The following is a 26063-nucleotide window of genomic DNA, read 5'->3' as shown; positions in this document are numbered from 1 at the left end:
GACCCGATGACCACCGTGATCGAGAAGAACCAGAACAACGACCGACTCGCCGTGGGCACCCCGCTGCTGGAGGTCCGTGACCTCCATGTGGAGTTCCACACCCGGGACGGCGTCGCCAAGGCCGTGAACGGCGTCAACTACTCCGTGGCCGCCGGTGAGACCCTGGCGGTGCTCGGCGAGTCCGGCTCCGGCAAGTCGGTGACCGCCCAGACCATCATGGGCATCCTCGACATGCCGCCCGGCAAGATCAGCCAGGGCCAGATCCTCTACCGCGGCGAGGACATGCTCGCCATGAAGGAGGAGCAGCGCCGGCTGATCCGCGGCCAGAAGATCGCGATGATCTTCCAGGACGCGCTCTCCTCGCTGAACCCGGTGATGACCGTCGGTGCCCAGCTCGGCGAGATGTTCCGGGTGCACCAGGGCGCCTCCCGCAAGGAGGCCAGGGACAAGGCCATCGAGCTGATGGAGCGGGTGCGCATCCCCGCCGCCAAGCAGCGCGTGGGCGACTATCCGCACCAGTTCTCCGGCGGTATGCGCCAGCGCATCATGATCGCGATGGCGCTCTCCATGGAGCCCGACCTGATCATCGCCGACGAGCCCACCACCGCCCTGGACGTCACCGTCCAGGCCCAGGTGATGGACCTGCTCGCCGAGCTCCAGGCCGAGTACAACATGGGGCTGATCCTGATCACCCACGACCTCGGCGTGGTCGCCGACGTCGCGGACAAGATCGCCGTCATGTACGCCGGCCGGATCGTCGAGACGGCTCCGGTGCACGAGCTGTACGCCAACCCGGCGCACCCGTACACCAAGGGCCTGCTCCGTTCCATCCCGCGCCTGGACCAGAAGGGCCAGGATCTGTACGCGATCAAGGGTCTGCCCCCGAACCTGCTGAAGGTTCCGGCCGGCTGCGCGTTCAACCCCCGCTGTGACGTCGCCACCGACCTGTGCCGCACGGAGACCCCGAAGCTGCACCAGGTGACCGACAAGGACGGCAAGGAGCTCACCGGCCGCCGCAGCGCGTGCCACCTCTGGAAGGAGACCCTCCATGGCTGAGCCCATCCTGGAGGTCAAGGACCTGGTCAAGCACTACCCGCTGACCCAGGGCATCCTCTTCAAGAAGCAGGTCGGCGCGGTCAAGGCGGTCGACGGCGTCTCGTTCGACCTGGCGAAGGGCGAGACGCTCGGCATCGTCGGCGAGTCCGGCTGTGGCAAGTCCACGCTGGCCAAGGTGCTGATGAACCTGGAGCGGGCCACCTCCGGCCAGGTGCTGTTCAAGGGCGAGGACATCTCCCGGCTCTCGGGCGCGGGGCTGAAGGCCGTGCGGCGCAACATCCAGATGGTGTTCCAGGACCCGTACACCTCGCTGAACCCCCGGATGACGGTCGGCGACATCATCGGCGAGCCCTTCGAGATCCACCCCGAGGTGGCGCCGAAGGGCGACCGCCGCAAGGCCGTTCAGGACCTGCTGGACGTCGTCGGCCTGAACCCGGAGTACATCAACCGGTATCCGCACCAGTTCTCCGGCGGTCAGCGCCAGCGCATCGGCATCGCCCGCGGCCTCGCGCTCAAGCCGGAGGTGATCATCTGTGACGAGCCGGTCTCCGCGCTGGACGTGTCGGTGCAGGCGCAGGTGATCAACCTGCTGGAGCAGCTCCAGGACGAGTTCGAGCTCTCGTACATGTTCATCGCGCACGACCTCTCGATCGTCCGGCACATCTCCGACCGCGTCGGCGTGATGTACCTCGGCAAGATGGTCGAGATCGGCACCGACGAGCAGATCTACGAGAACGCCACGCACCCGTACACCCAGGCGCTGCTCTCCGCGGTGCCGGTGCCGGACCCGACGGCGCGGGAGTCCCGCGACCGGATCATCCTGAGCGGCGACATCCCCTCGCCGGCCAACCCGCCGTCCGGTTGCCGGTTCCGCACCCGCTGCTGGAAGGCGGAGGAGCGCTGCTCCACCGAGATCCCGCTGCTGGCGGTGCCGTCCGTGCTGAGCGGCCCGGCCGCGCACGAGTCGGCCTGCCACTTCGCCGAGGTTCGGGAGACGGCCGCCGCCGTCTGATCCCCGAGGCGCCATCAGGAAGGGCCCGCGGCCATCGAGCCGCGGGCCCTTCCGGCGTTCCGTCAACTTGCCGCCGCGGAGGTGTACCCGTCCGGGGGTACCCGGCGCGCGCCGCCGCAAGGGCACGCTTCTCATGGGGTGTGATGCGACACACACCTTGAGGAGGGACCTCCATGCCCGCAGCCACTCGTGTTCGTTGGGTCCTCGCCGGAGCGGCATCCGTGGCCCTGGCGGCCGGCGGGTGCAGTGGCAGCGGCGGAGGCGGAAGTTCGTCGGACAGCGGCAAGACCTTCAGCTACCAGAGCAGCGAGCCGCAGAACCCGCTCCAGCCGGCGAACGCGAACGAGGTCGGTGGCGGTCGCATCCTGCAGAACCTCTTCAGGGGGCTGGTGGACTACGACCCCGGCGATGCCAAGATCCGGATGCAGGTCGCGGACAAGATCGAGACCAGTGACTCGCAGACCTTCGCCATCACGCTGAAGGACGGCTGGAAGTTCCACGACGGCACCCCGGTGAAGGCGAAGAACTTCGTCGACGCCTGGAACTGGGGCGCGACCACCACCAACAACCAGATCAACAGCTCGTGGTTCTCCGACATCGAGGGCTACAAGGACGTCCACCCGGACAGCGGCCAGCCGGCCGCGACCACGATGTCCGGGCTGACCGTCGTCGACGACACGCACTTCACCGTCAAGCTGAGCGGCAAGGTCTCGTACTTCGAGTACAAGCTCGGCTACATCGCCTTCTCCCCGCTGCCGGACGCCTTCTTCAACGACCCGTCGGGGTACGGGCAGAAGCCGGTGGGCAACGGGCCGTACCAGTTCGTCAGCTGGTCGCACAACCAGCAGGTGGTGACCAAGGCCTTCCCGGACTACCAGGGCGTGGACAAGCCGAAGAACGGCGGCGTCGTCTTCAGGATGTACAACACGTCCGAGGCGGCCTACGCCGACCTGCTGTCCAGCAACCTCGACGTGATGGACCAGGTGCCGCCGTCCGCGCTGGCGACGTACCGGAGCGACCTCGGGGACCGGGCGATCGACGAGCCGCAGGGTGCCATCCAGAACATCGGCTTCACGCTGTACCAGGCGGACTGGTCCGGCCCGGCCAAGGCCAAGGTCCGGCAGGGTCTGTCGATGGCGATCGACCGCGACACCATCACCAAGACGGTGCTCCAGGGCTCGCGCAAGTCCGCCTCCGCCTGGGTGGCCGAGGGCGTCGAGGGCTACAAGGCCGGCGTCTGCGGCGACAACTGCACGTTCGACCCGGCCAAGGCCAAGCAGCTGATCACCGAGGGCGGCGGGGTGCCCGGGAACAAGCTGACGATCACCTACAACGCGGACGGCGGCCACAAGGAGTGGGTGGACGCGGTCTGCAACTCGATCCGGCAGAGCACCGGGGTGGACTGCACCGGTGATCCGAAGCCCGACTTCAAGACCGCCCGCGCGGCGATCACCGGGCACCAGATCAACGGCGCGTTCCGCACCGGCTGGGTACAGGACTACCCGCTGAACGCCAACTTCCTCGCCGACGTCTACCGCACCGGCGCCGCCTCCAACGACTTCGGCTACAGCAGCCCGAAGTTCGACCAGCTGGCCGCCAAGGCGGACCAGGCCGCCAGCGTCGCCGACACGGTGACCGGCTACCAGCAGGCCGAGGCCGTGCTGCCCGGGGACATGCCCGCCATCCCGCTCTGGTACTACCGCACCAACTCGGGCTACTCCACCAAGGTCCAGAACGTGAAGTTCGACTCCTTCGGGAACCCGGCCTGGACCCAGGTCGAGGTCAAGGGCTGACCCTCTCCCGCCCCCGCGCCCGTCACCGGACCGGGGGGCCGGCCGCGAGGGCCGGGGAGAGAGGGCCGTCCCACGCCGGGCCCCGCCCTCCCCGCACGGAGGGCGGGGCCCGGGCACTCGGCCAATCGGTCACCTAGGAAGGAGGCTCGGATGGGCAGTTATGTGCTGCGGCGGGTGCTGCAGATGATCCCGGTGTTCTTCGGCACCACGCTGCTGATCTTCCTGATGGTCTACACGCTGCCGGGCGACCCGGTCGCGGCGCTGTTCGGGGACAAGGCCGCCGATCCCGCCGTCGTGGCCAACCTCAAGCACAAGTACTACCTCGACCAGCCGATCTGGAAGCAGTACCTGCACTACATGGGGAACCTCTTCCAGGGGGACTTCGGGACCAGCTTCACCGGCCGCCCGGTCACCGACATCATGGCGAACGCCTTTCCGGTGACCATCCGGCTGGCGCTGATGGCCTTCGCGTTCGAGCTGGTCCTGGGGCTCTGCCTCGGCGTGGTCTCCGGACTCAAGCGCGGCAGCGTCCAGGACACCCTGGTGCTGATCCTCACGCTGCTGGTGATCTCGATCCCGGTCTTCGTGCTGGCGTACATCGCCCAGACGGTGTTCGCCACCAATCTGGGCTGGGTCACCCCGACCGTGCAGGACTCCCGGGACCTCTCCCAGCTGCTCCTGCCCGCGATCGTGCTCGGCTCGCTCTCGCTCGCGTACGTCGCCCGGCTCGCCCGGACGTCCATCGGCGAGAACCTGCGCGCGGACTACATGCGGACGGCGGTGGCCAAGGGGCTGCCCCGGCGGACCATCATCTCCCGCCATCTGCTGCGCAACTCACTGATCCCGGTGGTCACCTTTCTCGGCACCGACCTCGGCGCACTGATGAGCGGCGCGATCGTGACCGAGGGGATCTTCAACGTGCAGGGCATCGGCAACGTCCTGTACCGGGCGATCAACCAGAAGGAGGGACCCACCGTGGTCGGCATCGTGACCGTCCTGGTGATCGTCTACCTGGTCGCCAGCCTGCTCGTCGACCTGCTCTACGCGGTCCTGGACCCGAGGATCCGCTATGCCTGACATCCACGACGAGAACTCGTACGAGCCGCATCCGAAACCGGGGGTCTCACGCTTGGACTACGCCGGCGAGCAGGGCATGGCGGTCGAGCAGGAGACCCTGGTCGAGGCCGACGTCATCAAACGGGAGGAGGCCCGCAGCCTCTGGGGCGACGCCTGGCGGGACCTGCGGCGCCGGCCGATCTTCCTGATCTCGGCGGTGCTGATCCTGCTGCTGGTCGTGATGGCGGTCTTCCCCTGGGCGTTCACCGACGCCGACCCGCGCAGGGCCGACCTGGTCCACGACTACCTCAAACGCCCGGACTGGGCCGACTTCTTCGGGGCCGGCTGGTTCGGCTACGACGGGCAGGGCCGGTCCATCTACGCCCGGGTGGTGTACGGGGCCCGCGCCTCGATCACCGTCGGCATCTGTGTCACGGCGGCCGTCACCCTGCTCGGCGGTCTGGCGGGCATGGTCGCCGGCTACTTCGGCGGCGGCGTGGACGCGGTGATCTCCCGGATCGTCGACATCTTCTTCGGCATCCCGCTGCTGCTCGGCGCGCTGGTGCTGCTGAACGCCTTCGCCACCCGCACGGTGTGGAGCGTGGTCATCGCGCTCGCCTTCCTCGGCTGGACCCAGATCGCACGGGTGATGCGCGGGGCGGTGCTGACCGTCAAACAGTCGGACTACGTGGTGGCCGGCCGGGCGCTCGGCGCGGGGACGGGGCGGCTGATGTTCCGGCACATCCTGCCCAACGCGGTCGCACCGGTGATCGTGGTCGCCACCATCGCGCTCGGCGGCTACATCGCCACCGAGGCCACGCTGAGCTTCCTCGGCATCGGTCTGCAGGACCCGACCATCTCCTGGGGCATCGACATCTCCTCCGCCCAGAAGGTGATCCGGACGGCCCCGTTCGCGCTGTTCTTCCCGGCCGCGGCGCTCTCCGTCACCGTGCTGGCCTTCATCATGCTGGGCGACGCGGTGCGCGACGCCCTCGACCCGAAGCTTCGCTGAGCGAGGGGACGCATCGTGACAACAGCTGTCGACACCGCCAGGTCCGCGCGGGAAACGCCCTACGAGGGGCCGCTGCTCGACGTTCGCGACCTGCACGTGGAGTTCGCCACCCGGGACGGTGTGGCGAAGGCCGTCAACGGGGTGAGCTACTCGGTGTCGGCCGGTGAGACCCTGGCGGTGCTGGGGGAGTCGGGCTCGGGCAAGTCGGTGACCGCCCAGGCGATCATGGGCATTCTGGACATGCCGCCGGCCCGCATCCCCCGGGGCGAGATCCGCTTCCGGGGCCAGGACATGCTGAAGATGGGCAAGGAGGAACGGCGGAAGGTCCGCGGCCGGCGGATCGCGATGATCTTCCAGGACGCGCTCTCCTCGCTGAACCCGGTGCTCAGTGTGGGCTATCAGCTCGGTGAGATGTTCCGGGTGCACCAGGGCGCCTCCCGCAAGGAGGCCAAGGACAAGGCCATCGAGCTGATGGAGCGGGTGCGCATTCCCGCGGCCAGGCAGCGGGTGAACGACTATCCGCACCAGTTCTCCGGCGGTATGCGTCAGCGCATCATGATCGCGATGGCGCTGGCGCTGGAGCCGGACCTGATCATCGCGGACGAGCCCACCACCGCGCTGGATGTGACCGTCCAGGCGCAGGTGATGGACCTGCTGGCGGAGCTGCAGTCCGAGTTCAACATGGGGCTGATCCTGATCACCCACGACCTCGGTGTGGTCGCCGACGTCGCGGACAAGATCGCCGTGATGTACGCGGGGCGGATCGTGGAGACGGCTCCGGTGCACGAGCTGTACGCGCGCCCGGCGCACCCGTACACCCGGGGCCTGCTGGACTCGATCCCGCGGCTGGACCAGAAGGGGCAGGAGCTGTACGCGATCAAGGGCCTGCCGCCGAGCCTGCTGCGGATCCCGCCGGGTTGCGCGTTCAACCCGCGCTGCCCGCGGGCTCAGGACATCTGCCGGGCCGAGGTGCCGGAGCTGTTCCCGGTCACCGAGGAGGACGGCACCACGGCGGCCGGGCGGGGCAGCGCCTGCTTCTTCTGGAAGGAGACCCTCCATGACCGCTAACGGGTCCACCGCACTGAGGGCGGCGGTACCGGAGGAGGCCGCGTTCGCGCAGGAGGTGCCGCCCGGCGAGCCGATCCTCGAAGTCCGGGATCTGGTCAAGCACTTCCCGCTGACCCGGGGCATCCTCTTCAGGAAGCAGGTCGGCGCGGTGAAGGCGGTCGACGGGGTCAGCTTCGACCTCATGCAGGGGGAGACGCTGGGCATCGTCGGCGAGTCCGGCTGTGGCAAGTCCACGCTGGCCAAGGTGCTGATGAACCTGGAGCCGGCCACCTCCGGGCAGGTGCGGTACAAGGGCGAGGAGATCTCCCGGCTCTCGGGCGCGGGGCTGAAGGCCGTCCGCCGGAACATCCAGATGGTGTTCCAGGACCCGTACACCTCGCTGAACCCGCGGATGACGGTCGGCGACATCATCGGCGAGCCGTACGAGATCCACCCCGAGGTGGCGCCGAAGGGCGACCGCCGCAAGGCCGTTCAGGACCTGCTGGACGTGGTCGGGCTCAACCCGGAGTACATCAACCGGTATCCGCACCAGTTCTCCGGCGGTCAGCGCCAACGGATCGGCATCGCCCGGGGGCTGGCGCTCAAGCCGGAGGTGATCATCTGTGACGAGCCGGTCTCCGCGCTGGACGTGTCGGTGCAGGCGCAGGTGATCAACCTGCTGGAGCAGCTCCAGGGTGAGTTCAACCTCTCGTACATGTTCATCGCGCACGACCTCTCGATCGTCCGGCACATCTCGGACCGGGTGGGGGTGATGTACCTCGGCAAGATGGTCGAGATCGGCTCCGACCTGGAGATCTACGATCATGCGACGCACCCGTACACCCAGGCGCTGCTCTCCGCGGTGCCGGTGCCGGACCCGGCGGCGCGGGAGTCCCGCGACCGGATCATCCTGAGCGGCGACCTGCCCTCGCCGGCCAACCCGCCGTCCGGCTGCCGGTTCCGCACCCGCTGCTGGAAGGCGCAGGAGCGCTGCTCCACCGAGATCCCGCTGCTGGCGGCCCCGGCCTGGCTGGACGGGCTCGCCCGGCACGAGTCGGCGTGTCACTTCGCGGCGGAGCGCGACATCGAGCAGAGCGCGGCGGAGCGCGACATCGAGCAGAGCGCGGCGGAGCGCGGCGTCGAGCCCGGCGCGGCGGAGCGCGAGGTCGGTCGGAGCGCTGCGGAGGGCGGGGGAGGCCCCGGGGGCACGGAAACGTAGTTGACACGGCTGTACCGGTCCGCCTTGCAGGGCGCGTCCTCCTTTCGGAGGGCGCGCCCTTGCGTTGTGCTGCGGAAACGCTCGAATTCCGGGCGCCCGAACGGCTCCCTTTTAGTCATTACGCTACGTAAAGCATCGAATACCGGAGATTATTGTCCGCTATTCGGAAGGCGGAGCAGGGGGCTCCGGGAGCGATATGCAGGAATTTGGCGAGCAATGTCACAAATTGGTCTGAGCATGTAATTGAAAAGAGATGTGACGTGGATTCCGCCAGGGGGGTCGGGTGATCGATAGTTGCTCTGCGCGTATCAGTGGTCACCTCGCCAACTGTGCGGATCGGCCCTGAGATGTCGACCCTCGCCATGCCCGGCACACCGACTGGCGGGGCGCCGTTCGTTCGTAAGCCCCTAAATCGAGAGGCAGTTGAATGAGGCTCACCAAGACGATGCGTTGGACCGCGCTCGCGGCGTGCACCGCGCTCGCGATCTCCGCCTGCAGCACCGGCGGCGACAAGAAGTCCTCGGACCCGGCGAGCGGCGGATCGGGCAAGAAGGGCGGCTCGATCAATGTCGAGCTGGGTGAGCCGCAGCACGGTCTGGTGCCGCAGAACACCGCCGAGTCCGAGGGCGCCGAGGTGCTCCACGCGATCTTCGCCGGCCTGGTCGACTACGACATCAAGGACAACTCGCCGAAGCTCCGGGTCGCCGAGTCGATCGAGAGCACCGACGCCACCACCTGGACGATCAAGCTCAAGGACGGCTACGCCTTCCACAACGGCGAGAAGGTCACCGCGCAGTCCTTCGTGGACGCCTGGAACTACGGGGCGAACCAGGACAACGCGCAGGAGGCGCTGCCGTTCTTCGACAAGATCCTCGGCTCCGAGGAGCTGGCCCCGGGCAAGGACAAGAAGCCCTCCGCCAAGGAGCTCAAGGGCCTGAAGGTCGTCGACGACAAGACCTTCACCGTCACGCTCAAGGCGCCGTTCTCCCAGTTCAAGACCATGCTGGGCTACAACGCCTTCTTCCCGCTGCCGAAGGCGTTCTTCACCGACCCGAAGGCGTTCGGCGAGAAGCCGATCGGCAACGGCCCGTTCGAGATGGACGGCGCCTGGGAGCACAACAAGCAGATCAAGGTGAAGCGGTTCGAGAACTTCCCGGCAGCGGACGGAAAGGCCAAGCTGGATTCCGTCACGTTCAGGATTTACGAGAAGCTGGAAACCGCCTACAACGATCTCCGCGCGGACACCATCCAGATCACCGACAAGCTGCCGATCTCGGCGATGGCGACGGTCGCGCAGGAGTTCGGTGACCGCTACATCTACAAGCCGGATTCCGGCGTCGGTTACATCGGATTCCCGATCGCGACGAACCCGGCCGCTTTCGGCAAGCCGGACATCCGCAAGGCGATCTCGATGGCGATCGACCGGGAGTCGATCACCAAGACCATCTTCTCGGGCACCCGTAAGCCCGCCGACGACTTCGTCAACCCGATCATTCCCGGGTACCGCCAGGGCGCGCTCGGCGACCTCGCCAAGTACAACCCGGCGAAGGCGAAGGAGCTGTTCACCCGGGCCGGCGGCCTGCCGGGGAACACGCTGGAGATCGGCTACAACGCGGACGGCGGCCACAAGGAGTGGATCGAGGCCGTCGGCAACCAGCTGAAGGCCAACCTCGGCATCGAGGTCACCTTCAAGCCGTTCGAGAAGTTCGGCGCCATCCTCACCGCGCTGGGCGACAAGCAGTACTCCGGGGCCTTCCGCATGGCCTGGTCGATGGACTACCCGTCGATCGAGAACTACCTGCGCCCGATCTTCTCCAAGGTCGCCATCGACAACGGCTCCAACTACGGCGGCTACGTCAACGAGGAGTTCGAGAGCCTGCTGACCCAGGCCGACGCGGCCAAGAGCGACGCCGAGGGCATCAAGCTCTACCAGCAGGCCGACGACGTGCTGATCAAGGACCTGCCGTACATCCCGGTGTACACCTACATGTCCTCCTCGGCCTACACCAAGTCCGTGAAGAACGTGAACGTCAACGCCCAGGGACAGATGGACCTGGCCAACGTCGAACTGGCCTGACCGACCACCATCTGACCGGCCCGCCCGGACGGGCGGCGCGGGCAACCCCCGCGCCGTCCGGCGCAGGCGTGCCCCGAACCACGAGGAGGCCGCATGGGCCGCTATGTGGTCCGCCGGATCATCCAGGCCATACCTGTGATCCTCGGCGCGACGTTCCTTATCTACGCACTGGTCTTCCTGCTGCCTGGTGACCCCATTACGGCACTGGCCGGTGAGAAGCGGCAGGACCCGGCGGTGGTGGCCGTCCTGCGGGACCGCTACCACCTGGACGACCCGTTCTTCGTCCAGTACTGGGACTACCTGGTCGGCCTGTTCAAGGGCGACTTCGGCGAGGACTACCGCGGCAACCAGGTCGTGGACGTCATGAAGACCGCGTTCCCGTACACCATCAACCTGGCGGTGACCGCGCTGGTCATCGAGATGGTGGTGGGTGTCACCGCCGGTGTGATCGCCGCCCTGCGGCGCGGCCGGTTCATCGACAACGTGGTGCTGATCTCGACCCTGATGGTGATCTCGATCCCGGTCTTCGTGATCGGCTTCGTGCTCCAGCTGATCCTCGGGGTGAAGCTCAACACCGACTACGGCATCGACTTCTTCCCGGTCTCCTTCAACGAGGAGGCGGGCTTCCGGTCCTATCTGCTGCCGGCCTATGTGCTGGCCTCCACCTCGCTGGCGTACGTCGCCCGGCTCACCCGGACCAGCCTGATCGAGGTCATGCGGGCGGACTACGTCCGGACGGCGGTCGCCAAGGGGCTCAGCCCGTTCCGGGTGGTGGTCCGGCACGGTCTGCGCAACGCGCTGATCCCGATCGTCACCTTCCTGGGCATGGACCTGGGCGGGCTGATGGGCGGTGCGGTGATCACCGAGGGCATCTTCAACATCCCCGGGGTCGGACACCAGCTCTTCCAGTCCGTCTACCTGCGGGAACGCACCATCGTGGTGGGGATCGTGAGCGCCCTGGTGCTGGTCTACCTGTTCGCCAACCTGGTGGTCGACCTGCTGTACGCCGTTCTGGACCCGAGGATCCGCTATGAGTGAGCCGACGAAGAGCGAGAACGTGACGGTGGCGGCCCCCGGGCAGCCGGCCGCCGGATCCGCCGCCGGGGCCGCGCCCGCGGTCACGCCGGACGGCAATGAGCGGGTGGCCAGCCTCTGGACCGACGCCTGGTACGACCTGCGGCGCAACCCGCTGTTCCTGATCGGCGGGGTGCTGGTGCTGTTCATGGTGGCGCTGGCCGTCGCCCCGCAGCTGTTCACCGACAAGGACCCGAGTTCGCCGGGCTTCTGCAACCTGGTCGACTCGCTGAAGCGGCCGAGCGCCGAGCACTGGTTCGGCTTCGACGTCCAGGGCTGTGACATCTACACCCGGACGGTGTGGGGTGCCCGCAACTCGATCATCGTCGGCATCCTGACCACCACGCTGGTGGTCCTGGTCGGTGGCACGCTGGGCCTCTGGGCGGGCTGGATCAGCGGTCTCTGGGACAGCGTGCTCTCCCGGGTCACCGAGATCTTCTTCGCCATCCCGCTGCTGCTCGGCGGCATGCTGATCATGTCGACCTGGAAGACGGGCAACGCCTGGACGGTCTCGGCGGTGATGGCGGTGCTCGGCTGGCCGCAGATCTACCGGCTGATGCGTTCGGCGGTGCTCTCCAACAAGCACAACGACTATGTGGTCGCGGCCAGGGCGCTCGGGGCCGGTACCGGACGGATCGTCTCCCGGCACATCCTGCCGAACGCCGTGGCGCCGGTGATCGTGGTCTCCACCATCAACCTGGGCGTCTACATCGGCGCCGAGGCCGCCCTGTCCTACCTGGGCATCGGCATCCAGTCCCCGGCGATCTCCTGGGGTCTGATGATCAGCGACGCGCAGTCCCGCTTCCTGAACGCCCCCCATGTGCTGCTCTTCCCGGCCGTCGTGCTGAGCATCACCGTGCTGGCGTTCATCATGCTCGGCGACGCGGTGCGCGACGCCCTCGACCCCAAGCTTCGCTGAGGAGGGCCGCGGACGATGAGTGACGCGACAAGGCCGTCGAAGGACGGCGCACCGCGCCAGGACGCGGTGGAGGTGATCAAGGGCGGCCGGGAGAACCTGACGCCCGGTACCCCGTTGCTGGAGGTCGACGACCTGCACATCGAGTTCCACACCCGGGACGGTGTCGCCAAGGCGGTCAACGGGGTGAGCTACTCGGTGTCGGCCGGTGAGACCCTGGCGGTGCTGGGGGAGTCGGGCTCGGGCAAGTCGGTGACCGCCCAGGCGATCATGGGCATTCTGGACATGCCGCCGGGGAAGATCACCGCCGGTTCGATCCGGTTCCAGGGCCAGGACCTGCTCACCATGAGCCCCAAGGCCCGGCGGGCGGTGCGTGGCCGGCGGATCGCGATGATCTTCCAGGACGCGCTCTCCTCGCTGAACCCGGTGCTCAGTGTGGGCTATCAGCTCGGTGAGATGTTCCGGGTGCACCAGGGCGCCTCCCGCAAGGAGGCCAGGGACAAGGCCGTCGAGCTGATGGAGCGGGTGCGCATTCCCGCGGCCAGGCAGCGGGTGAACGACTATCCGCACCAGTTCTCCGGCGGTATGCGTCAGCGCATCATGATCGCGATGGCGCTGGCGCTGGAGCCGGACCTGATCATCGCGGACGAGCCCACCACCGCGCTGGATGTGACCGTCCAGGCGCAGGTGATGGATCTGCTGGCGGAGCTGCAGTCCGAGTTCAACATGGGGCTGATCCTGATCACCCACGACCTCGGTGTGGTCGCCGACGTCGCGGACAAGATCGCCGTGATGTACGCGGGGCGGATCGTGGAGACCGCTCCGGTGCACGAGCTGTACGCGCGTCCGGCGCACCCGTACACCCGGGGCCTGCTCAACTCGATCCCGCGGCTGGACCAGAAGGGGCAGAACCTCTACGCCATCCAGGGCCTGCCGCCGAGCCTGCTGCGGATCCCGCAGGGCTGTGCGTTCAATCCGCGCTGCGACCGGGTGGCGGACCGCTGCCGCACCGAACTCCCGCAGCTCGTCCCGGTGCTGGACGGCGAAGGGGCCGACCTGCCGGGCCGCCGCAGCGCCTGCCACTTCTGGAAGGAGACCCTCCATGGCTGAGCCCATCCTGGAGGTGAAGGACCTGGTCAAGTACTACCCGCTGACCCAGGGCATCGTCTTCAAGAAGCAGGTCGGCGCGGTGAAGGCGGTCGACGGCGTCTCGTTCGAGCTGCGGCGGGGCGAGACGCTGGGCATCGTCGGCGAGTCCGGCTGTGGCAAGTCCACGCTGGCCAAGGTGCTGATGAACCTGGAGCGGGCCACCTCCGGCCAGGTGTTCTTCAAAGGCGAGGACATCACCCGGCTCTCGGGCGCCGGCCTCAAGGCCGTGCGGCGCAACATCCAGATGGTGTTCCAGGACCCGTACACCTCGCTGAACCCGCGGATGACGGTCGGCGACATCATCGGGGAGCCCTTCGAGATCCACCCCGAGGTGGCGCCGAAGGGCGACCGCCGCAAGGCCGTTCAGGATCTGCTGGACGTGGTCGGGCTCAACCCGGAGTACATCAACCGGTATCCGCACCAGTTCTCCGGCGGTCAGCGCCAGCGCATCGGCATCGCCCGGGGGCTGGCGCTCAAGCCGGAGCTGATCATCTGTGACGAGCCGGTCTCCGCGCTGGACGTGTCGGTCCAGGCACAGGTGATCAACCTGCTGGAGCAGCTCCAGGGTGAGTTCGAGCTCTCGTACATGTTCATCGCGCACGACCTCTCCATCGTCCGGCACATCTCCGACCGGGTGGGGGTGATGTACCTCGGCAAGATGGTCGAGATCGGGACGGAGGACCAGATCTACTCCTACCCGACCCATCCGTACACCCAGGCGCTGCTCTCCGCGGTGCCGGTGCCGGACCCGGTGGCGCGCGAGTCCCGCGACCGGATCATCCTGAGCGGCGACCTGCCCTCGCCGGCCAACCCGCCGTCCGGTTGCCGGTTCCGCACCCGCTGCTGGAAGGCGCAGGAGCGCTGCTCCACCGAGATCCCGCTGCTGGCGGTGCCGTCCGTGCTGAGCGGCCCGGCCGCGCACGAGTCGGCCTGCCACTTCGCCGAAGTGCGGGACGTGATCGGCGCGGGCTGACCGGTCGACCGCCGGGCCCCGGAGGGTGTGACCGCCTCCGGGGCCCGGCGCGTCACTTCTCGAAGCCGACGTTCTCCCAGACGATGTCGGAGAGGCCCTGCGCGCCGATGTTGGCGAGGTTGGCGCGGGCGCCGTACAGCTGCGGGCGCTGGTAGAGCGGCAGCACGCCGGCCACCTTCCACAGCTCGCCGTCGGCCTGGTTGATGGCCTCGAAGGCGGTGGCCGCGTCGGTCGCGGCGGCGGCCCGGTCGAGGGCGGTGTCGACGGCGGGGCTGCCGGCCTGGGAGTGGTTGGTCCCGCCGTTCTGGACGAAGTTGGCCCGGTTGCCGCTGGCCGGGAAGGGCGTGCCGAGCAGCGAGTACGCGGCGATGTCGAAGTCGCGCCGGTTCACGTACCGGTCGAAGAACTCGTTGGCTTCGGCGGTCACGGTGGTGACCTTGACCCCGACGTCCTTCAGCATCCGGGTGGCGACCGAGGCCTCGTTCTGGGCCTGGGTGACCCCGGCCGGGATGACCATCCGCAGGTTCAGCTCCCGGCCGTCCTTCTTGCGGACGTCGCCGTCGAGCTTCCAGCCGGCCGCCTCCAGCTTCCGGACGGCGTCGTCCGGGTCGTAGCGGCTGAGGCCGAGGGAGTTGTCCCGGTAGGCGTTCTGGTTGGCGACCAGCAGATGGTTGTTGAGGGTGACGGTGGGCCAGTCCAGGCCGTTGAGGTCGGACCGGGTGATGGCGTCCCGATTGATCGCCTGGAACAGGGCCTGGCGGACGGCCGGGTCGGTGAGCGCGGGGCTCCGGCTGTTCAGCGTGAACTGGCGGAAGTCGGGGCCGCCGGCGCGGCGGACGGCGGCCCCCTTGGTGCTCTTGATGATCTGGTAACCGGCCACGTCGGGACCGTTGTTGAAGAGGTCGACCTCGCCCTTGGCGAAGGCGGCGGCCATGGTGTTGGGGACCATGGCACGGAAGACGATCCGGTCCAGCAGCGGTTGGTCGCCCCACCAGGCCGGGTCCGCGACCAGGGTGACGGTCTGGGTGGCCCGGTCGAGCCTCTCGACCTTGAACGGGCCCGCGGTGACCGGGATCGCGTTCAGGTAGGAGGTGTTGAACAGCTCCGGGGTGGCGATCCGGCTCGCCGGGAGCAGCGGGGCGTTGGCGGCGCCGTTGAACATCGACTGCCACTCGGAGAACGGCCGCTCGAAGGTCATCACGGCCTGGAAGTCGTCCTTGCCCCGCTCGACCGCGGAGACCAGCTCGAAGCCGGTGCTGCTGGAGGCCCGGTAGGCCGGGTCCTTCCCGTTCAGGGCGCGCCAGTTGGCCTCGATGTCCCGCCAGGTGATCGGCGTGCCGTCGGACCAGACGGCCGTCGGGTTGAGCGTCCAGGTGACGGTCTGCCGGCCGTCCTTCAGCTCGGACCTGGCGTCCTGGAGATAGGCCGGGTTGACGGTCTGGGTGCCGGCCGCGTCCGAGCGGAAGAAGGTGGGCAGCAGGGGCTTGGTGACGCTGATGGTGGAGGACTCGCCACCGTCGGTCTGGATCGGCGACCACTGGCTGGAGAACTGGGCGATCGCGACGTTCAGCGTGCCGCCCCGGCGCAGCCGCGAGCGGTCGTGCGGGTTGGTGTCGACGGTGGTGAGCTTGGGCGCCTCGGCCGCGGTCGGGAGCGCCCGGGCGCCGGTACCGGTGCCGCAGGAGCAGAGCGTCAGAGAGAGCGAGACGACGGTGAGACCGGCGAGCAGGGCCGTTCGGTGTGGCGTGAGGCGGCGGCCCATGGTGTGCTTCTCCCTGGTGCTGGTGTGACGGACGGTACGGCGTCACATCTTGCTGACCTGGGAGGGGAGTTGTCGAGGGGCGGGCCCGGATTCGGGCCCGCCCCCGGGGTCTGCCGCCGGGTGGTGGGTCGGGAAGCGGGTCAGACGGTGGCGAACTTGAAGGTGCGGTCCTTGTCGCCGCTCTTGTCCAGCACCGAGGTGATGCCGTCGGCGACGTCCTGCGCGGTGATCACGGCCGTCTGGCCGTTCTTCTTCACCTTCACCTTGTCGAAGTAGCCGTTGATCTGGCCGTTCAGCGCGTCCAGGTCCCACTTGGGCACGATCTTGCCGGAGGCGTCCGGCACCAGGGTCAGCGCCTTGGCCGCGGTGAGCTTGCCGAAGTCCCACTTCTTGGTGCCGGCCAGGACATGGACGTTGCCGCTCACCACGGACTTGCCCAGGCTGTCGGCGGCGGCCTGGAGGGCCTGCGGCGAGACCTTGGGCTGGGCGGCCGTCACGGAGAGCGCGACGGGCTGCTCGGCCTTGCCCGCGGCGCGGTCGCGGTAGGCCTGCTCGATCTGGTCGACCGCGGCGGCGGAGTCCACCGCCTGGCCGGCCCGGCCGGGCACCACGACGGGCTCACCGGAATCGCTGAACTTGACGTAGCCCTCCTGGAGGGTCTGCCCCGAGCCGGCGCCCAGGGCGTCCAGGGCGGCCTTGAGCTTGGCCCGGTCCACCTTGACCTCCGGCGGTACGGCCTTCTCGCCGCCCTTCAGCGAGGTGATCACGTCGACCGGGCTGTAGCTGTGCCGGGTGAGGTTGTCCACGGTGGCCGTGGTGTCGAAGCTCAGCCCGGCGACGGCCGGGTCGAGGTCCACGGACTGTTCGCCGATCTTCAGCTTGACGGGCTGCCGGCCGGCCTTGCCGATCGTCTCGTCGAGCTGGTGGATCGCCTGGTCTCGGTTGTTGCCGCCGATGTCCGTGCCCAGCACGACGGTGCCCTTGGGGATGTCGGACTGGTTCAGCATCAGACCGGTGCCGTACGCGGCGGCGCCGAGGAACAGCAGGCCGCCGACGGCGTAGACGCCGAGCTTGACGAGCTTCTTGCCGGCGCCGGCCTTGGGCTTGCCCGTCGCCTTGCCCGTCGCGGGCTTGGGGGCCGCCGGCTTGGGTGCCTCGGGCTTCTTCGGGCCGGGCGCGGGCGCCGCCACCGGTCCGGCGGGGCCGCCGGGCGTCTGGGCACCCGGCTCGGGCTGCGGGCGGCCGGGCGCGGTGGCGCCGGGGCCCTCCGGCCGGTGGCCGGGGGACGGGGCGGGGGTCTCGTCCTGGCGGCCGGGGGCACCGGGGAAGAGGCCGCCCTGGACCGCGGTGCCGAACGGGTCGGTGCCGGCCGGGGGCCGCTGTGCGGCGAACGGGTCGGTGCCGGCCGGGGCGGAGGCGAACAGGCCGGGCTGCGGCCGGCCGTTCTGCTGCGGGGCGCCGTGCTGCGGCAGGCCGTCCTGGGGCAGGCCGTGCTGGGCCGCCGCGCCCGCGGGCGGACCGGATATGGCGCCCGGCGCGGTGGCGCCCTCGCGGATCGGCGCGAAGCCGTCCACCGAGGTGTCCTCCGGGCTCACCGCGCCGGACGGGCCGCCAGCCGGATGGCCCTGGGGGTGGCCGGCGGTGGGGCCGCCCGCCGGGGCGAAGGGGTCGGCGACCGGGGCGAACGGATCCGCCGGGGCGAACGGATCCGCCGGGGCGAACGGGTCGGTGGGGAAGTCCTCGTACACGCCGGCCTCGTCCGCAGGGACGTCCGGTCCGACGCCGGTGCCGAACGGCGAGGCGGGCGCGCCGGTCGGGCGCGGTGCGGGTGCGGGTGCGGGGGCCTGGCCGGGCACCGGGCGGCCGTTCGGGTGGTCCGTACCCTGGCCGGAGGCCTGGGTCTGCCGGGCGCCACCCGGCTGGGAGCCGTTCTTCCGGGCGCCGTTCGGGCGGGCCCCGGCACCGCCGGCGGGTTCGGCCGGGGGGCCGGCCGGAGCCGGAGCGGGCTCGGTGGAGGACGCCTTCTTCTGGCGCGGCCGGAACCACGCGCCGGTCGACTCGGCCTCCGAGGTGGCCGGCGGGATCTGCCACTCGGGCGGCAGGTTCGGCGGTGTGGCCGTCCGGGCGCCGCCGTCCATCACCCCGAGCACGGGGGAGGAGGGCGCGGCGGAGCGGTGCCGGGGGCCGGGCGGCTCGGTGGCGGCGGGCGGGGTGTCATCGCCCGGGCCGTCCTCGTTCTTGACGGCGCTGCGGACCACGACGGGCGGGATCGGACGCGAGCCGGGGATGTTGATCCGCACCCTGGTGGTCAGGGTGGTCTCGGTCTTCGGGGCCTCGTCCTCGCCGCCCGACGCCGGTCCCTGGGCGGCACTGGTGCCCGCACGGTCGCCGCCGGGGAGGCCCGGTGTGCCGTAGGGCGGGGTGCCCGACGGGTAGGCGTCCGGGCCCGTGCGCCGAGGCGTCGGGTGGGCGTTGTCAGATTCGCGGCTGCTCAATGCTGCTCTGCTCCGGGTTCGCGGGCGGGCCGTCGGGCGCGACCGCGGGTTCGTGGGCGCCGGGCCTGGCGGGCGGCGGTCGGGTACGGCGTTCTGCGGCACCACCATACTGGGAAGAACTGAGCGGTGAACCGGTTCGGATAGAACCTGATACGTCCGGTTCCTCCGGTATGAGAGTACGGCCGTTCGGTCCTGACTGCTCGTCGTACGCGGTACCGTACGCCGCGCACCGCCGAGGTCAGCGGGTAGGGCCCGGTACTCCGGGGAACCAGCTGGTCCGGGTGGGCAGGGTGGCGCAGATCACGCCCAGAATCGACCCGGCGAACAGCCAGCCGAGTGAGGTCGCGTTGGTCCAGAGCACGTTGTCGCCCTCGGGCCGGGGGACCATCACCAGCAGCAGCGCCAGGAACCAGCCGGCCGCCGGGAGCCCCGCGCCGAGCCGGGTACCGGTGACCCGCAGACCGGCGTAGAAGGTGGCACCGGTGGCGGCCAGCGCCAGCAGAACCCCCACCGGCGGCCACAGGGCCTGCACAAAGGCTCCGCAGATCGACACCGCGGCACCCAGCAGGAAGAACAGGACGTAGGAGACGATCCGCCAGGCCCGCGGGGGCTGAGGCTCGGCCAGCCGCTCGGCGCGGGTGCCGAGGACGGCCGCCGGGATCGAGCGGCGCGGCGGCCGGGCGTCGGCGGGCTCGGTCATCGGACACCTTCCTGTTCCTGCGCGGGGGCGGCGGTCGCGTCGGCGGCGGCCGGGCCCGTGGTGTTCGGGCCTGTGGTGTCCAGGCCCGCGAAGAGGTCGTCCTCGGGCAGCCGCGGCCCGGCCTGGCCGCGCACCAGCTGGTAGTACTCGGTGGCGACCAGCGGCTGGCCGAGGTTGTTGGAGAGCGCGAAGAAGGCGCCGTCCACGGTGATCTGGGTGGCGTGCGCGGCCATCGCGGCCGCCTTGCGGCCGGCGTACGCGGCGCCGTCCAGCACGGTGGTGACCGCGGCGTCGTCCACCACGCCGGGCACGTCGGACGGCGCGGCGACACCGGGGAACGGTGCCCTGGCGGCGGTCTCGGCGAGCCCCCGCTCGATCACCGAACGGGGCATCCGGTTCCAGTACACCTTGGCGATCCGCCAGGCCGGGCCCAGCTCGGGCCGGTACGCGGGATCGGCGGCCAGCTCGTACGCGCGCATCGCGACCCGGTGCGCCTGGATGTGGTCCGGGTGCCCGTAGCCGCCGTCCTCGTCGTAGGTGACCAGGACCTGCGGCCGCACCTCCCGGACCACCGCGACCAGGTGACCGGCCGCCTCGTCCGGGTCGGCCCGCCAGAAGCAGCCGGGCACGTCGTTGTCGGGGACGCCCATCATCCCGGAGTCGCGGTAGCGCCCCGGGCCGCCGAGGAAGCGGACGTCGGCGACGCCGACCGCGCGCATGGCGGCGGTCAGCTCGCCGATCCGGTACGGGCCGAGCGCGTCGTCCCGATCCGCCGTCAGACGGGCCAGCTCCGGCGGGATGACCTCGCCGCCCTCACCGAGGGTGCAGGTCACCAGGGTGACGTGGGCGCCCTCGTCGGTGTACCTGGCCATCGTGGCGCCGTTGCCGATCGACTCGTCGTCGGGGTGCGCGTGCACCAGGAGCAGGCGGCGGCCGGTAGTCACGGTCATGGGAGCAGCCTAACGACCGGTCCACAGGGTGCGGGCGGGGGCGGGGTCAGAGCTTGAGGCCGTTGATCATCCCGGCGAGGTTGCTGGTCACCTGGCTGATCGAGGGGGCGATGGAGCTGGACGCCAGGTAGAAGCCGAGCAGCGCGCAGATGATCGCGTGCGCGAGCTTCAGACCGGAGCGGCGGATCAGCACCACCACGATGACCAGCATCAGCATGGCTGCGGAGATGGACAGGGCCATGTCGGCTTACACCCCTTTTCTCGGGTGCGCCACCCCTCGGCAGGGCGGCGGTCGGACCGTGCGGGACTTGCGGTCGGGCGACCGGGGCCCGGGACGGGGCCCGACGATCACGCGCCGGACCCAGTCATACCCGATGAGTGATGGATGTATGACGTACGGTGACGCCGCACGCCCGGGGTACGGCGGCACCGGTGGGGCGCACAGGCCGGTCGGAGGGGGTTCGGAGGGGGGCGGACGGCTTCGGGGCGTCCTTCGCCGGGATGCTCCGAACGAGTGATCGTGATCGGCCGGGCGGTGGCACCCGAAGGTCGTATGGTCTGGTGCCATGACCACCCACACCCCTGCGGACACCTTCCCGAGGCAGTACGCGCGCACCCTGCGCTACACCGTCGGCGCGCCCCGGTCGTTCTCCGTCGCACCCGACGGCTCCCGGGTCGTCTTCCTGCGCTCCCGTTCGGGCGGCGACCGGGCCAACCTGCTCTGGACCCTCGACACCGCCACCGGCGAGGAGCGGATCGCCGCCGACCCGGCCGTCCTGCTCGGCGGCGGCGAGGAAGACCTCTCCCCGGCCGAGAAGGCCCGCCGCGAGCGCAGCCGCGAGGGCTCGGCCGGCATCGTCGGCTACGCCCTGGACGGCGCCGGCCGGCTGGCCGCCTTCGCCCTCTCCGGACGCCTGTTCACCGCCGACCTGGTGGCGGGCACCACGGCCGAACTGCCCGCCGAGGGCCCGCTCCTCGACCCGCGCCCCTCGCCGGACGGCGTCCACGTCGCCTACGCCAACACCGCCGGCGAGCTGCGGCTCACCCGGACCGACGGTACCGGCGACCGGGCCCTCGTCCAGCCCGAAGGCCCCGGCGTGACCTGGGGGCAGGCCGAGTTCATCGCCCAGGAGGAGATGGACCGCGACCGCGGCTTCTGGTGGTCGCCCGACGGTGACCGGCTGCTGGTCGAGCGGGCCGACGACAGCCCGGTGCGCCGCTGGTGGATCGCCGACCCGGCCAACCCGGGCACCGAGCCCGCCGAGATCGCCTACCCCGCCGCCGGCACCGCCGACGCCGAGGTCGGCCTCTGGGTGGTCGGCCTGGACGGCGCCCGGACGGAGGTGCTGTGGGACCGCACCGCCTTCCCGTACCTGGCCCGGGTGCACTGGTCCAAGGGCGGCGTACCGCTGCTGCTCGTCCAGGCCCGCGACCAGCGCAGCCAGCTGATCCTCGGGGTGGACGTGGCGAGCGGCGCCACCGAGGTGCTGTTCGAGGAGCGCGACGACGCCTGGCTGGAGCTGTTCCAGGGCGTCCCGGCCTGGACGCCGGACGGCCGGCTGGTCCGGATCTCCGACGCGGACGGGACGCGCGCGCTGGTGATCGGCGACCAGGCCGTCACCGGGGCCGACCTGCACCTGCGCTCGGTGGTCGCGATCACCGAGGACGAGGTCTTCTTCAGCGCCTCCGGCGGCGCCGAGGAGACCGACCCCGAGCCCGGCTGGATCGCCGTCGGCCGGATCAGCCACGACGGCAAGCGGCTCTCCTGGGAGGCGGCCAACGGCCGGCCGTTCACCTCGGTGACCACCGCGGTGCACGCGGCCGGCGTCACCGTCCGGGCCACCGCCGAGCACGACCGGCCCGGCACGCTCGTCCAGGTCGCCCGCGACCTGCCGGAGGGCGTGGTGGTGGACGACATCGCCACCATCGAGTCCTACGCCGAGACGCCGGTGATCACCGCCCGCCCGGTCTTCCGCTTCGCCGGTGAGCGGCGCATCCCCGCCGCGGTCTTCCTGCCCACCGGCTACGACCGCGAGCGCGACGGCCTGCTGCCCGTCCTGATGGACCCGTACGGCGGCCCGCACGGCCAGCGCGTCGTCCAGGCGCACAACCCGCACCTCAACTCGCAGTGGTTCGCCGACCAGGGCTTCGCGGTGGTCGTCGCCGACGGGCGCGGCACCCCCGGGCGCGGCCCGGCCTGGGAGAAGTCGATCGCCTTCGACTTCGCCGGCGCCACCCTGGACGACCAGGTGGAGGCGGTGCAGGCGCTCGCCGAGGAGTTCCCGCTGGACCTCGGCCGGGTCGCCATCCGCGGCTGGTCGTACGGCGGCTACCTCTCCGCGCTCGCGGTGCTGCGCCGCCCGGACGTCTTCCACGCGGCCGTCGCCGGCGCCCCGGTGACCGACTGGGAGCTGTACGACACCCACTACACCGAGCGCTACCTGGGCCACCCGGCCGAGCGTCCGGAGGTCTACGCGGCCAACTCGCTGAGCGGCTACGCGGCCGGTCTGGAGCGGCCGCTGATGATCATCCACGGTCTGGCGGACGACAACGTGGTGGCCGCGCACACCCTGCGGCTCTCCTCCGCCCTGCTCGCGGCCGGCCGCCCGCACACCGTGCTGCCGCTCTCGGGCGTCACCCACATGACGCCGCAGGAGGAGGTCGCGGAGAACCTGCTGCTGCTCCAGGTCGACTTCGTGCAGCGCTCGCTGGGCATCTGATCCCCCGCAACCGCCCCTGACCCGCGGCTTCCGCGGCCGGTGCCCGTGCCGCGGGTGCCGGCCGCAGCCATGACATCCGTCATGCGGAAGGCACGACGGCGGGCACTGCCGCCGGCCCCGGTCCGCGCGGGACCCTGAGGTGGCGCGAACGACACCGGCAGGGGAGAGGACCGGGGCGATGGACACCGAAGCGGCCGCCTTCCGGCAGGTCGGCAAGAGCTGCGGCCGGGTCCGGGCGGTGGACGGTGGTCGGTCCGGCCGGCTTCCCGGTGGTCTTCGTCGCGGCCGCGGCAGCGCTGTACCGCCGGGACACCCGGCGGGCATGATGGCCCCCATGCCAGACACGTTCTCCGCGTACCGTCCCGACGAGCTCGGGAAGGCGGGCGGGGAACGGGTGGTCTTCACCAACATCCCGGGCGCCCCGGTGGAGAACCGCCGCCAGCTGCTGGTCAAGGTCTGCTGGATGCTGCTCTGGATGGTCTACCTGTTCTACCCGGTGGGCGATCTGCTCAAGGGCGGGCACGCGGTGGCCGCCACGGTGGCCGGCTGGCTGGCCCTGGCCGCCTTCCTGGCCAGCTACATCGGCCTGGTGATCTTCCGCTCGATGGTCGGGAGGCTGCCCAGGGCGGGCGACGCGATGGCCGCCGTGATGATCGTGATCTCGGTGGTCACCACCTTCGGCCTCGGCACCGCCTGGCTGACGCTGTTCACCTACTCCGCGGTGGCCGTCGGCGTCGTCCTGCCACCGCGCTTCGCCCTCGGCGGGGTCGCCGTGATGACGCTGGTCACCGGCGCCGTCGGACTGCTCAGCCACGCCGACCGCGGCGCGATCCCGACCATCATGCTCAGCGCCTTCCTGGCCGGCGCCGCGATGACCGGCCTGCAACGGCTGGTCGCGACCATGCGGGAGCTGCGCGAGGCACGGGCCGCCGTCGCCCACCTGGCCGCCGCCGAGGAGCGGCTGCGGCTCTCCCGGGACCTGCACGACCTGCTCGGGCACTCGCTGTCGCTGATCACCCTGAAGAGCGAGCTGGCCGGGCGGTTCATGGACGTGGGCAAGGACGAGGCGGCACGGGCGCAGGTCGCCGACATCGAGCAGGTGGCCCGGCAGTCGCTGATCGACGTCCGGGAGGCGGTGACCGGCTTCCGCAGGCCCACCCTGCCGGTCGAACTGGCCGCCGCCCGTACGGCGCTGGCGGCCGCGCAGGTGACCCTGGAGGTGTCGCCGACGCTGCCGGACGCCTGGACCGGGCTCGCCACCGAGGAGTCGGGCGCCCTGGCCTGGGCGCTGCGCGAGGCGGTCACCAACATCGTCCGGCACGGCGAGGGCGCCACGGCCTGCACGGTGACGGCCGACGAGACCTGGGAGGGCGACGGCGAGCGATACGCCGCCCTGGAGATCACCGACAACGGCGCCGGGCCCGGCAAGTCCGCCCCGGGCAACGGGCTTTCCGGCCTGGAGGAGCGGCTGACGCTGGTCGGCGGACGGCTGGAGACCGGGCCGGGGGAGCGCGGCAGGGGCTTCCGGCTGCGGGCGCTGGTGCCGCTCCGGACGGCCTCCGCACCCGCGCCCGGCGGGCGTTAGGGCTTGCCGGACAAGCCCTGGGCCACGCCGGGCCCCCGGCCGGCGGTGGTCTCCCCCTTCCTCGGCCGGTCGCCGCGCGCGCCGAACCGGAGGCCGGGCGATGTGGTGACCCCGTACCGGTGTCACCACATCGGGTCTTCTTCTCGCCGGTGAATCCCCTTGCGCCGCTTGCCCGGGCCCCGCGCCCGGCCCCTGAGGGATGTTTGAGCAGGGTGAAGCCGGGACAGGGGCACGTTCTGCTGCTAGGCGAGGAAGGACTGCACCATGGCATCGAGGCCGAGAAGGGCGACCGAGGAGATCCGGCGGGGGCCGGCGGAGGTGGCCGCCGAGCCGGTCGACGCTCCCCGGAAGGGGACGCGGGCGTGACGGCCCCGGACTCCTCCTGGTCTCCGTGCATCGGGGAGACGGTGGCCATCGTCCCGCCGGACTGGGAGATCTCGACGCCCTGGGCCCCCCGGATCCCCGCCGAGGTCGTCGATGTGACCGACAACCTCATCACGCTCACCGTCGACGGCCAGCTCCGGCTGCGCCGGCTGCACCAGATCGCGCCCTGGACGGACCTGCGCTGAGCACCGACGAGGCGGAGCCGCGATGAGCGCTCCCGGGCCGTGCACCGCGGCGCCCGGCGTCGCCGTCCACGACCGCCGTGCCGCCCGACTTCCTGCGGGTCGCCCTCTGCCGGTCCGGGCACGCCGGGCAGGCCGGCCCCGGGCGCCCTCAGTCCCCGCGGCCGTAGCCGGAGTCGACGATTCGCTGCGCCCCCTCGGTGTAGTAGCCGGGGTCCTCGGGCAGTTCGGTGGCCAGAGCGTCGACGTAGCGGTTGTACATGCAGAACGCGGCGGCGATCAGGACGGTGTCGTGGATCTCGGTGTCACCGGCGCCGGCCGCCCGGGCGGCCGCCACCGCCTCCTGCGAGACCGGCCCGACCTGCCCCCGGACCTCGGCCGCGATCCGCAGCAGGGCCCGCATCCGCTCCGTGAGCGGCGCGGACGCGGGATCGGCCAGGGCTGCCTTCACCAGCGCCTCGCCACCCTCCAGCTGCGCTGCGGCGAAGGCGCTGTGGGCGTTCGTGCAGTAGCGGGTGCCGTTGAGCCCGGAGACGTACGCGGCGACCAGCTCGCGCTCGCCCCGGCTCATCGGGGCCGGGTTGCGCAGCAGCGCGTCGGCGAGCATCGACAGCGGGGCGGCGGTGTCCGGGCGGAGCGTCAGCAGCCCGTTGATTCCCGGTAGTTCGTTGTCGATGGCGATGTGAGGCACGGTGCACTTCCTCGTCTCGGAGGGGTGGGCGGACGGCGGTCCATCGTCACGGGTGCCGCTCCGGGCGGGCAACTTCCATATTGCCCAACCGTCTTGGGCCGAGGCCGGCCCCGGCCGGCGTGCCCCGGGTGCAGACCGGGAACAGGGTGGGTCGGCGAAGTGCCCAGGGGGCGCGCCCCGGCGGACGTGGCTGATTCCAGGCGCGCTTGG

Annotated in this window: 21 protein-coding genes; 15 read left to right on the top strand and 6 right to left on the bottom strand. The window is 70.6% G+C overall.

All coding sequences use genetic code 11. The features are described from left to right. Positions 1–6: 6 nt before the first annotated feature. The 12 genes from ACIQIB_RS09740 to ACIQIB_RS09685 all read left to right on the top strand — a co-directional run bounded on the left by ACIQIB_RS09740 (position 7) and on the right by ACIQIB_RS09685 (position 14384). The gene (locus ACIQIB_RS09740; RefSeq protein WP_400757449.1) at positions 7–1056 is read left to right on the top strand and encodes an ABC transporter ATP-binding protein; all 1050 of its coding nucleotides are present in this window, start codon (positions 7–9) and stop codon (positions 1054–1056) included. After that, the gene (locus tag ACIQIB_RS09735) at positions 1049–2068 is read left to right on the top strand and encodes a dipeptide ABC transporter ATP-binding protein (RefSeq protein WP_363607475.1); all 1020 of its coding nucleotides are present in this window, start codon (positions 1049–1051) and stop codon (positions 2066–2068) included. The genes ACIQIB_RS09740 and ACIQIB_RS09735 overlap by 8 nt, the downstream gene beginning before the upstream one ends. 173 nt (positions 2069–2241) lie before the next feature. Continuing rightward, entirely contained in the window at positions 2242–3861 is a 1620-nt protein-coding gene (locus ACIQIB_RS09730) for an ABC transporter substrate-binding protein (protein WP_400757447.1), read from the top strand. 150 nt (positions 3862–4011) lie between these two features. Beyond that, a complete protein-coding gene (locus tag ACIQIB_RS09725) occupies positions 4012–4938 on the top strand; it encodes an ABC transporter permease (protein ID WP_363607477.1) in 927 nt (308 codons plus the stop codon). Positions 4939–5014: 76 nt separating this feature from the next. Further along, complete coding sequence (locus ACIQIB_RS09720; RefSeq protein ID WP_400659997.1) at positions 5015–5929, top strand: ABC transporter permease; 915 nt, start codon at positions 5015–5017, stop codon at positions 5927–5929. Between the two features lie 15 nt (positions 5930–5944). Continuing rightward, positions 5945–6997 carry an ABC transporter ATP-binding protein gene (locus tag ACIQIB_RS09715; RefSeq protein ID WP_400757446.1) on the top strand — a complete coding sequence of 351 codons (1053 nt, stop codon included), beginning with the start codon at positions 5945–5947 and terminating at the stop codon, positions 6995–6997. After that, positions 6987–8195, top strand: coding sequence for an ABC transporter ATP-binding protein (locus tag ACIQIB_RS09710; protein WP_400757445.1), 1209 nt, complete (start codon positions 6987–6989; stop codon positions 8193–8195). Before ACIQIB_RS09715 ends, ACIQIB_RS09710 begins: the two co-directional genes overlap by 11 nt. A gap of 427 nt (positions 8196–8622) precedes the next feature. After that, a complete protein-coding gene (locus ACIQIB_RS09705) occupies positions 8623–10272 on the top strand; it encodes an ABC transporter substrate-binding protein (protein WP_363615247.1) in 1650 nt (549 codons plus the stop codon). Positions 10273–10365: 93 nt separating this feature from the next. After that, positions 10366–11310 (top strand): ABC transporter permease, encoded by a 945-nt coding sequence (locus ACIQIB_RS09700; RefSeq protein WP_400757444.1) that lies wholly within the window; start codon positions 10366–10368, stop codon positions 11308–11310. After that, the gene (locus ACIQIB_RS09695) at positions 11303–12265 is read left to right on the top strand and encodes an ABC transporter permease (protein ID WP_363615251.1); all 963 of its coding nucleotides are present in this window, start codon (positions 11303–11305) and stop codon (positions 12263–12265) included. The genes ACIQIB_RS09700 and ACIQIB_RS09695 overlap by 8 nt, the downstream gene beginning before the upstream one ends. 15 nt (positions 12266–12280) lie before the next feature. Continuing rightward, complete coding sequence (locus tag ACIQIB_RS09690; RefSeq protein ID WP_400757442.1) at positions 12281–13372, top strand: ABC transporter ATP-binding protein; 1092 nt, start codon at positions 12281–12283, stop codon at positions 13370–13372. Further along, positions 13365–14384: an ABC transporter ATP-binding protein gene (locus tag ACIQIB_RS09685; RefSeq protein ID WP_400757441.1), complete on the top strand. Its 1020-nt coding sequence runs from the start codon at positions 13365–13367 to the stop codon at positions 14382–14384. Before ACIQIB_RS09690 ends, ACIQIB_RS09685 begins: the two co-directional genes overlap by 8 nt. 52 nt (positions 14385–14436) lie before the next feature. Here the strand turns inward: ACIQIB_RS09685 and ACIQIB_RS09680 are convergent, their stop codons facing one another. The 5 genes from ACIQIB_RS09680 to ACIQIB_RS09660 form a co-directional block, all read right to left on the bottom strand. Next, positions 14437–16146, bottom strand: coding sequence for an ABC transporter family substrate-binding protein (locus ACIQIB_RS09680; protein WP_400757439.1), 1710 nt, complete (start codon positions 16144–16146; stop codon positions 14437–14439). A gap of 140 nt (positions 16147–16286) precedes the next feature. Then, positions 16287–18641, bottom strand: a complete 2355-nt coding sequence (locus tag ACIQIB_RS09675) for a peptidoglycan binding domain-containing protein (protein WP_400757437.1) — start codon at positions 18639–18641, stop codon at positions 16287–16289. A 238-nt stretch (positions 18642–18879) separates the two neighbouring features. After that, positions 18880–19341: a DUF6113 family protein gene (locus ACIQIB_RS09670; RefSeq protein ID WP_400757436.1), complete on the bottom strand. Its 462-nt coding sequence runs from the start codon at positions 19339–19341 to the stop codon at positions 18880–18882. Continuing rightward, positions 19338–20291 carry an N-acetyl-1-D-myo-inositol-2-amino-2-deoxy-alpha-D-glucopyranoside deacetylase gene (mshB, locus tag ACIQIB_RS09665; RefSeq protein WP_400655075.1) on the bottom strand — a complete coding sequence of 318 codons (954 nt, stop codon included), beginning with the start codon at positions 20289–20291 and terminating at the stop codon, positions 19338–19340. The genes ACIQIB_RS09670 and mshB overlap by 4 nt, the downstream gene beginning before the upstream one ends. A 46-nt stretch (positions 20292–20337) precedes the next feature. Beyond that, a complete protein-coding gene (locus ACIQIB_RS09660; RefSeq protein WP_363610822.1) occupies positions 20338–20532 on the bottom strand; it encodes a DUF2304 family protein in 195 nt (64 codons plus the stop codon). A gap of 325 nt (positions 20533–20857) precedes the next feature. Here ACIQIB_RS09660 and ACIQIB_RS09655 point away from each other — a divergent pair, with 325 nt between their 5' ends. The 3 genes from ACIQIB_RS09655 to ACIQIB_RS09645 all read left to right on the top strand — a co-directional run bounded on the left by ACIQIB_RS09655 (position 20858) and on the right by ACIQIB_RS09645 (position 25165). Continuing rightward, a complete protein-coding gene (locus tag ACIQIB_RS09655) occupies positions 20858–23011 on the top strand; it encodes a prolyl oligopeptidase family serine peptidase (RefSeq protein ID WP_400757435.1) in 2154 nt (717 codons plus the stop codon). A gap of 334 nt (positions 23012–23345) precedes the next feature. Next, the gene (locus ACIQIB_RS09650; RefSeq protein WP_400757434.1) at positions 23346–24596 is read left to right on the top strand and encodes a sensor histidine kinase; all 1251 of its coding nucleotides are present in this window, start codon (positions 23346–23348) and stop codon (positions 24594–24596) included. Between the two features lie 362 nt (positions 24597–24958). Beyond that, entirely contained in the window at positions 24959–25165 is a 207-nt protein-coding gene (locus ACIQIB_RS09645) for a hypothetical protein (RefSeq protein ID WP_363610828.1), read from the top strand. A 148-nt stretch (positions 25166–25313) separates the two neighbouring features. On the opposite strand, the gene ACIQIB_RS09640 is transcribed toward ACIQIB_RS09645, so the two are convergent. Then, positions 25314–25853, bottom strand: a complete 540-nt coding sequence (locus ACIQIB_RS09640; RefSeq protein ID WP_400655081.1) for a carboxymuconolactone decarboxylase family protein — start codon at positions 25851–25853, stop codon at positions 25314–25316. Between the last annotated feature and the right edge of the window lie 210 nt (positions 25854–26063).

The sequence above is a fragment of the Kitasatospora sp. NPDC092286 genome, from assembly GCF_044755565.1.
Taxonomy (GTDB): Bacteria; Actinomycetota; Actinomycetes; order Streptomycetales; family Streptomycetaceae; genus Kitasatospora.
The sequence above is the reverse complement of the archived record's forward strand: the minus strand, read 5'-3'. Positions and strand labels throughout refer to the sequence as shown.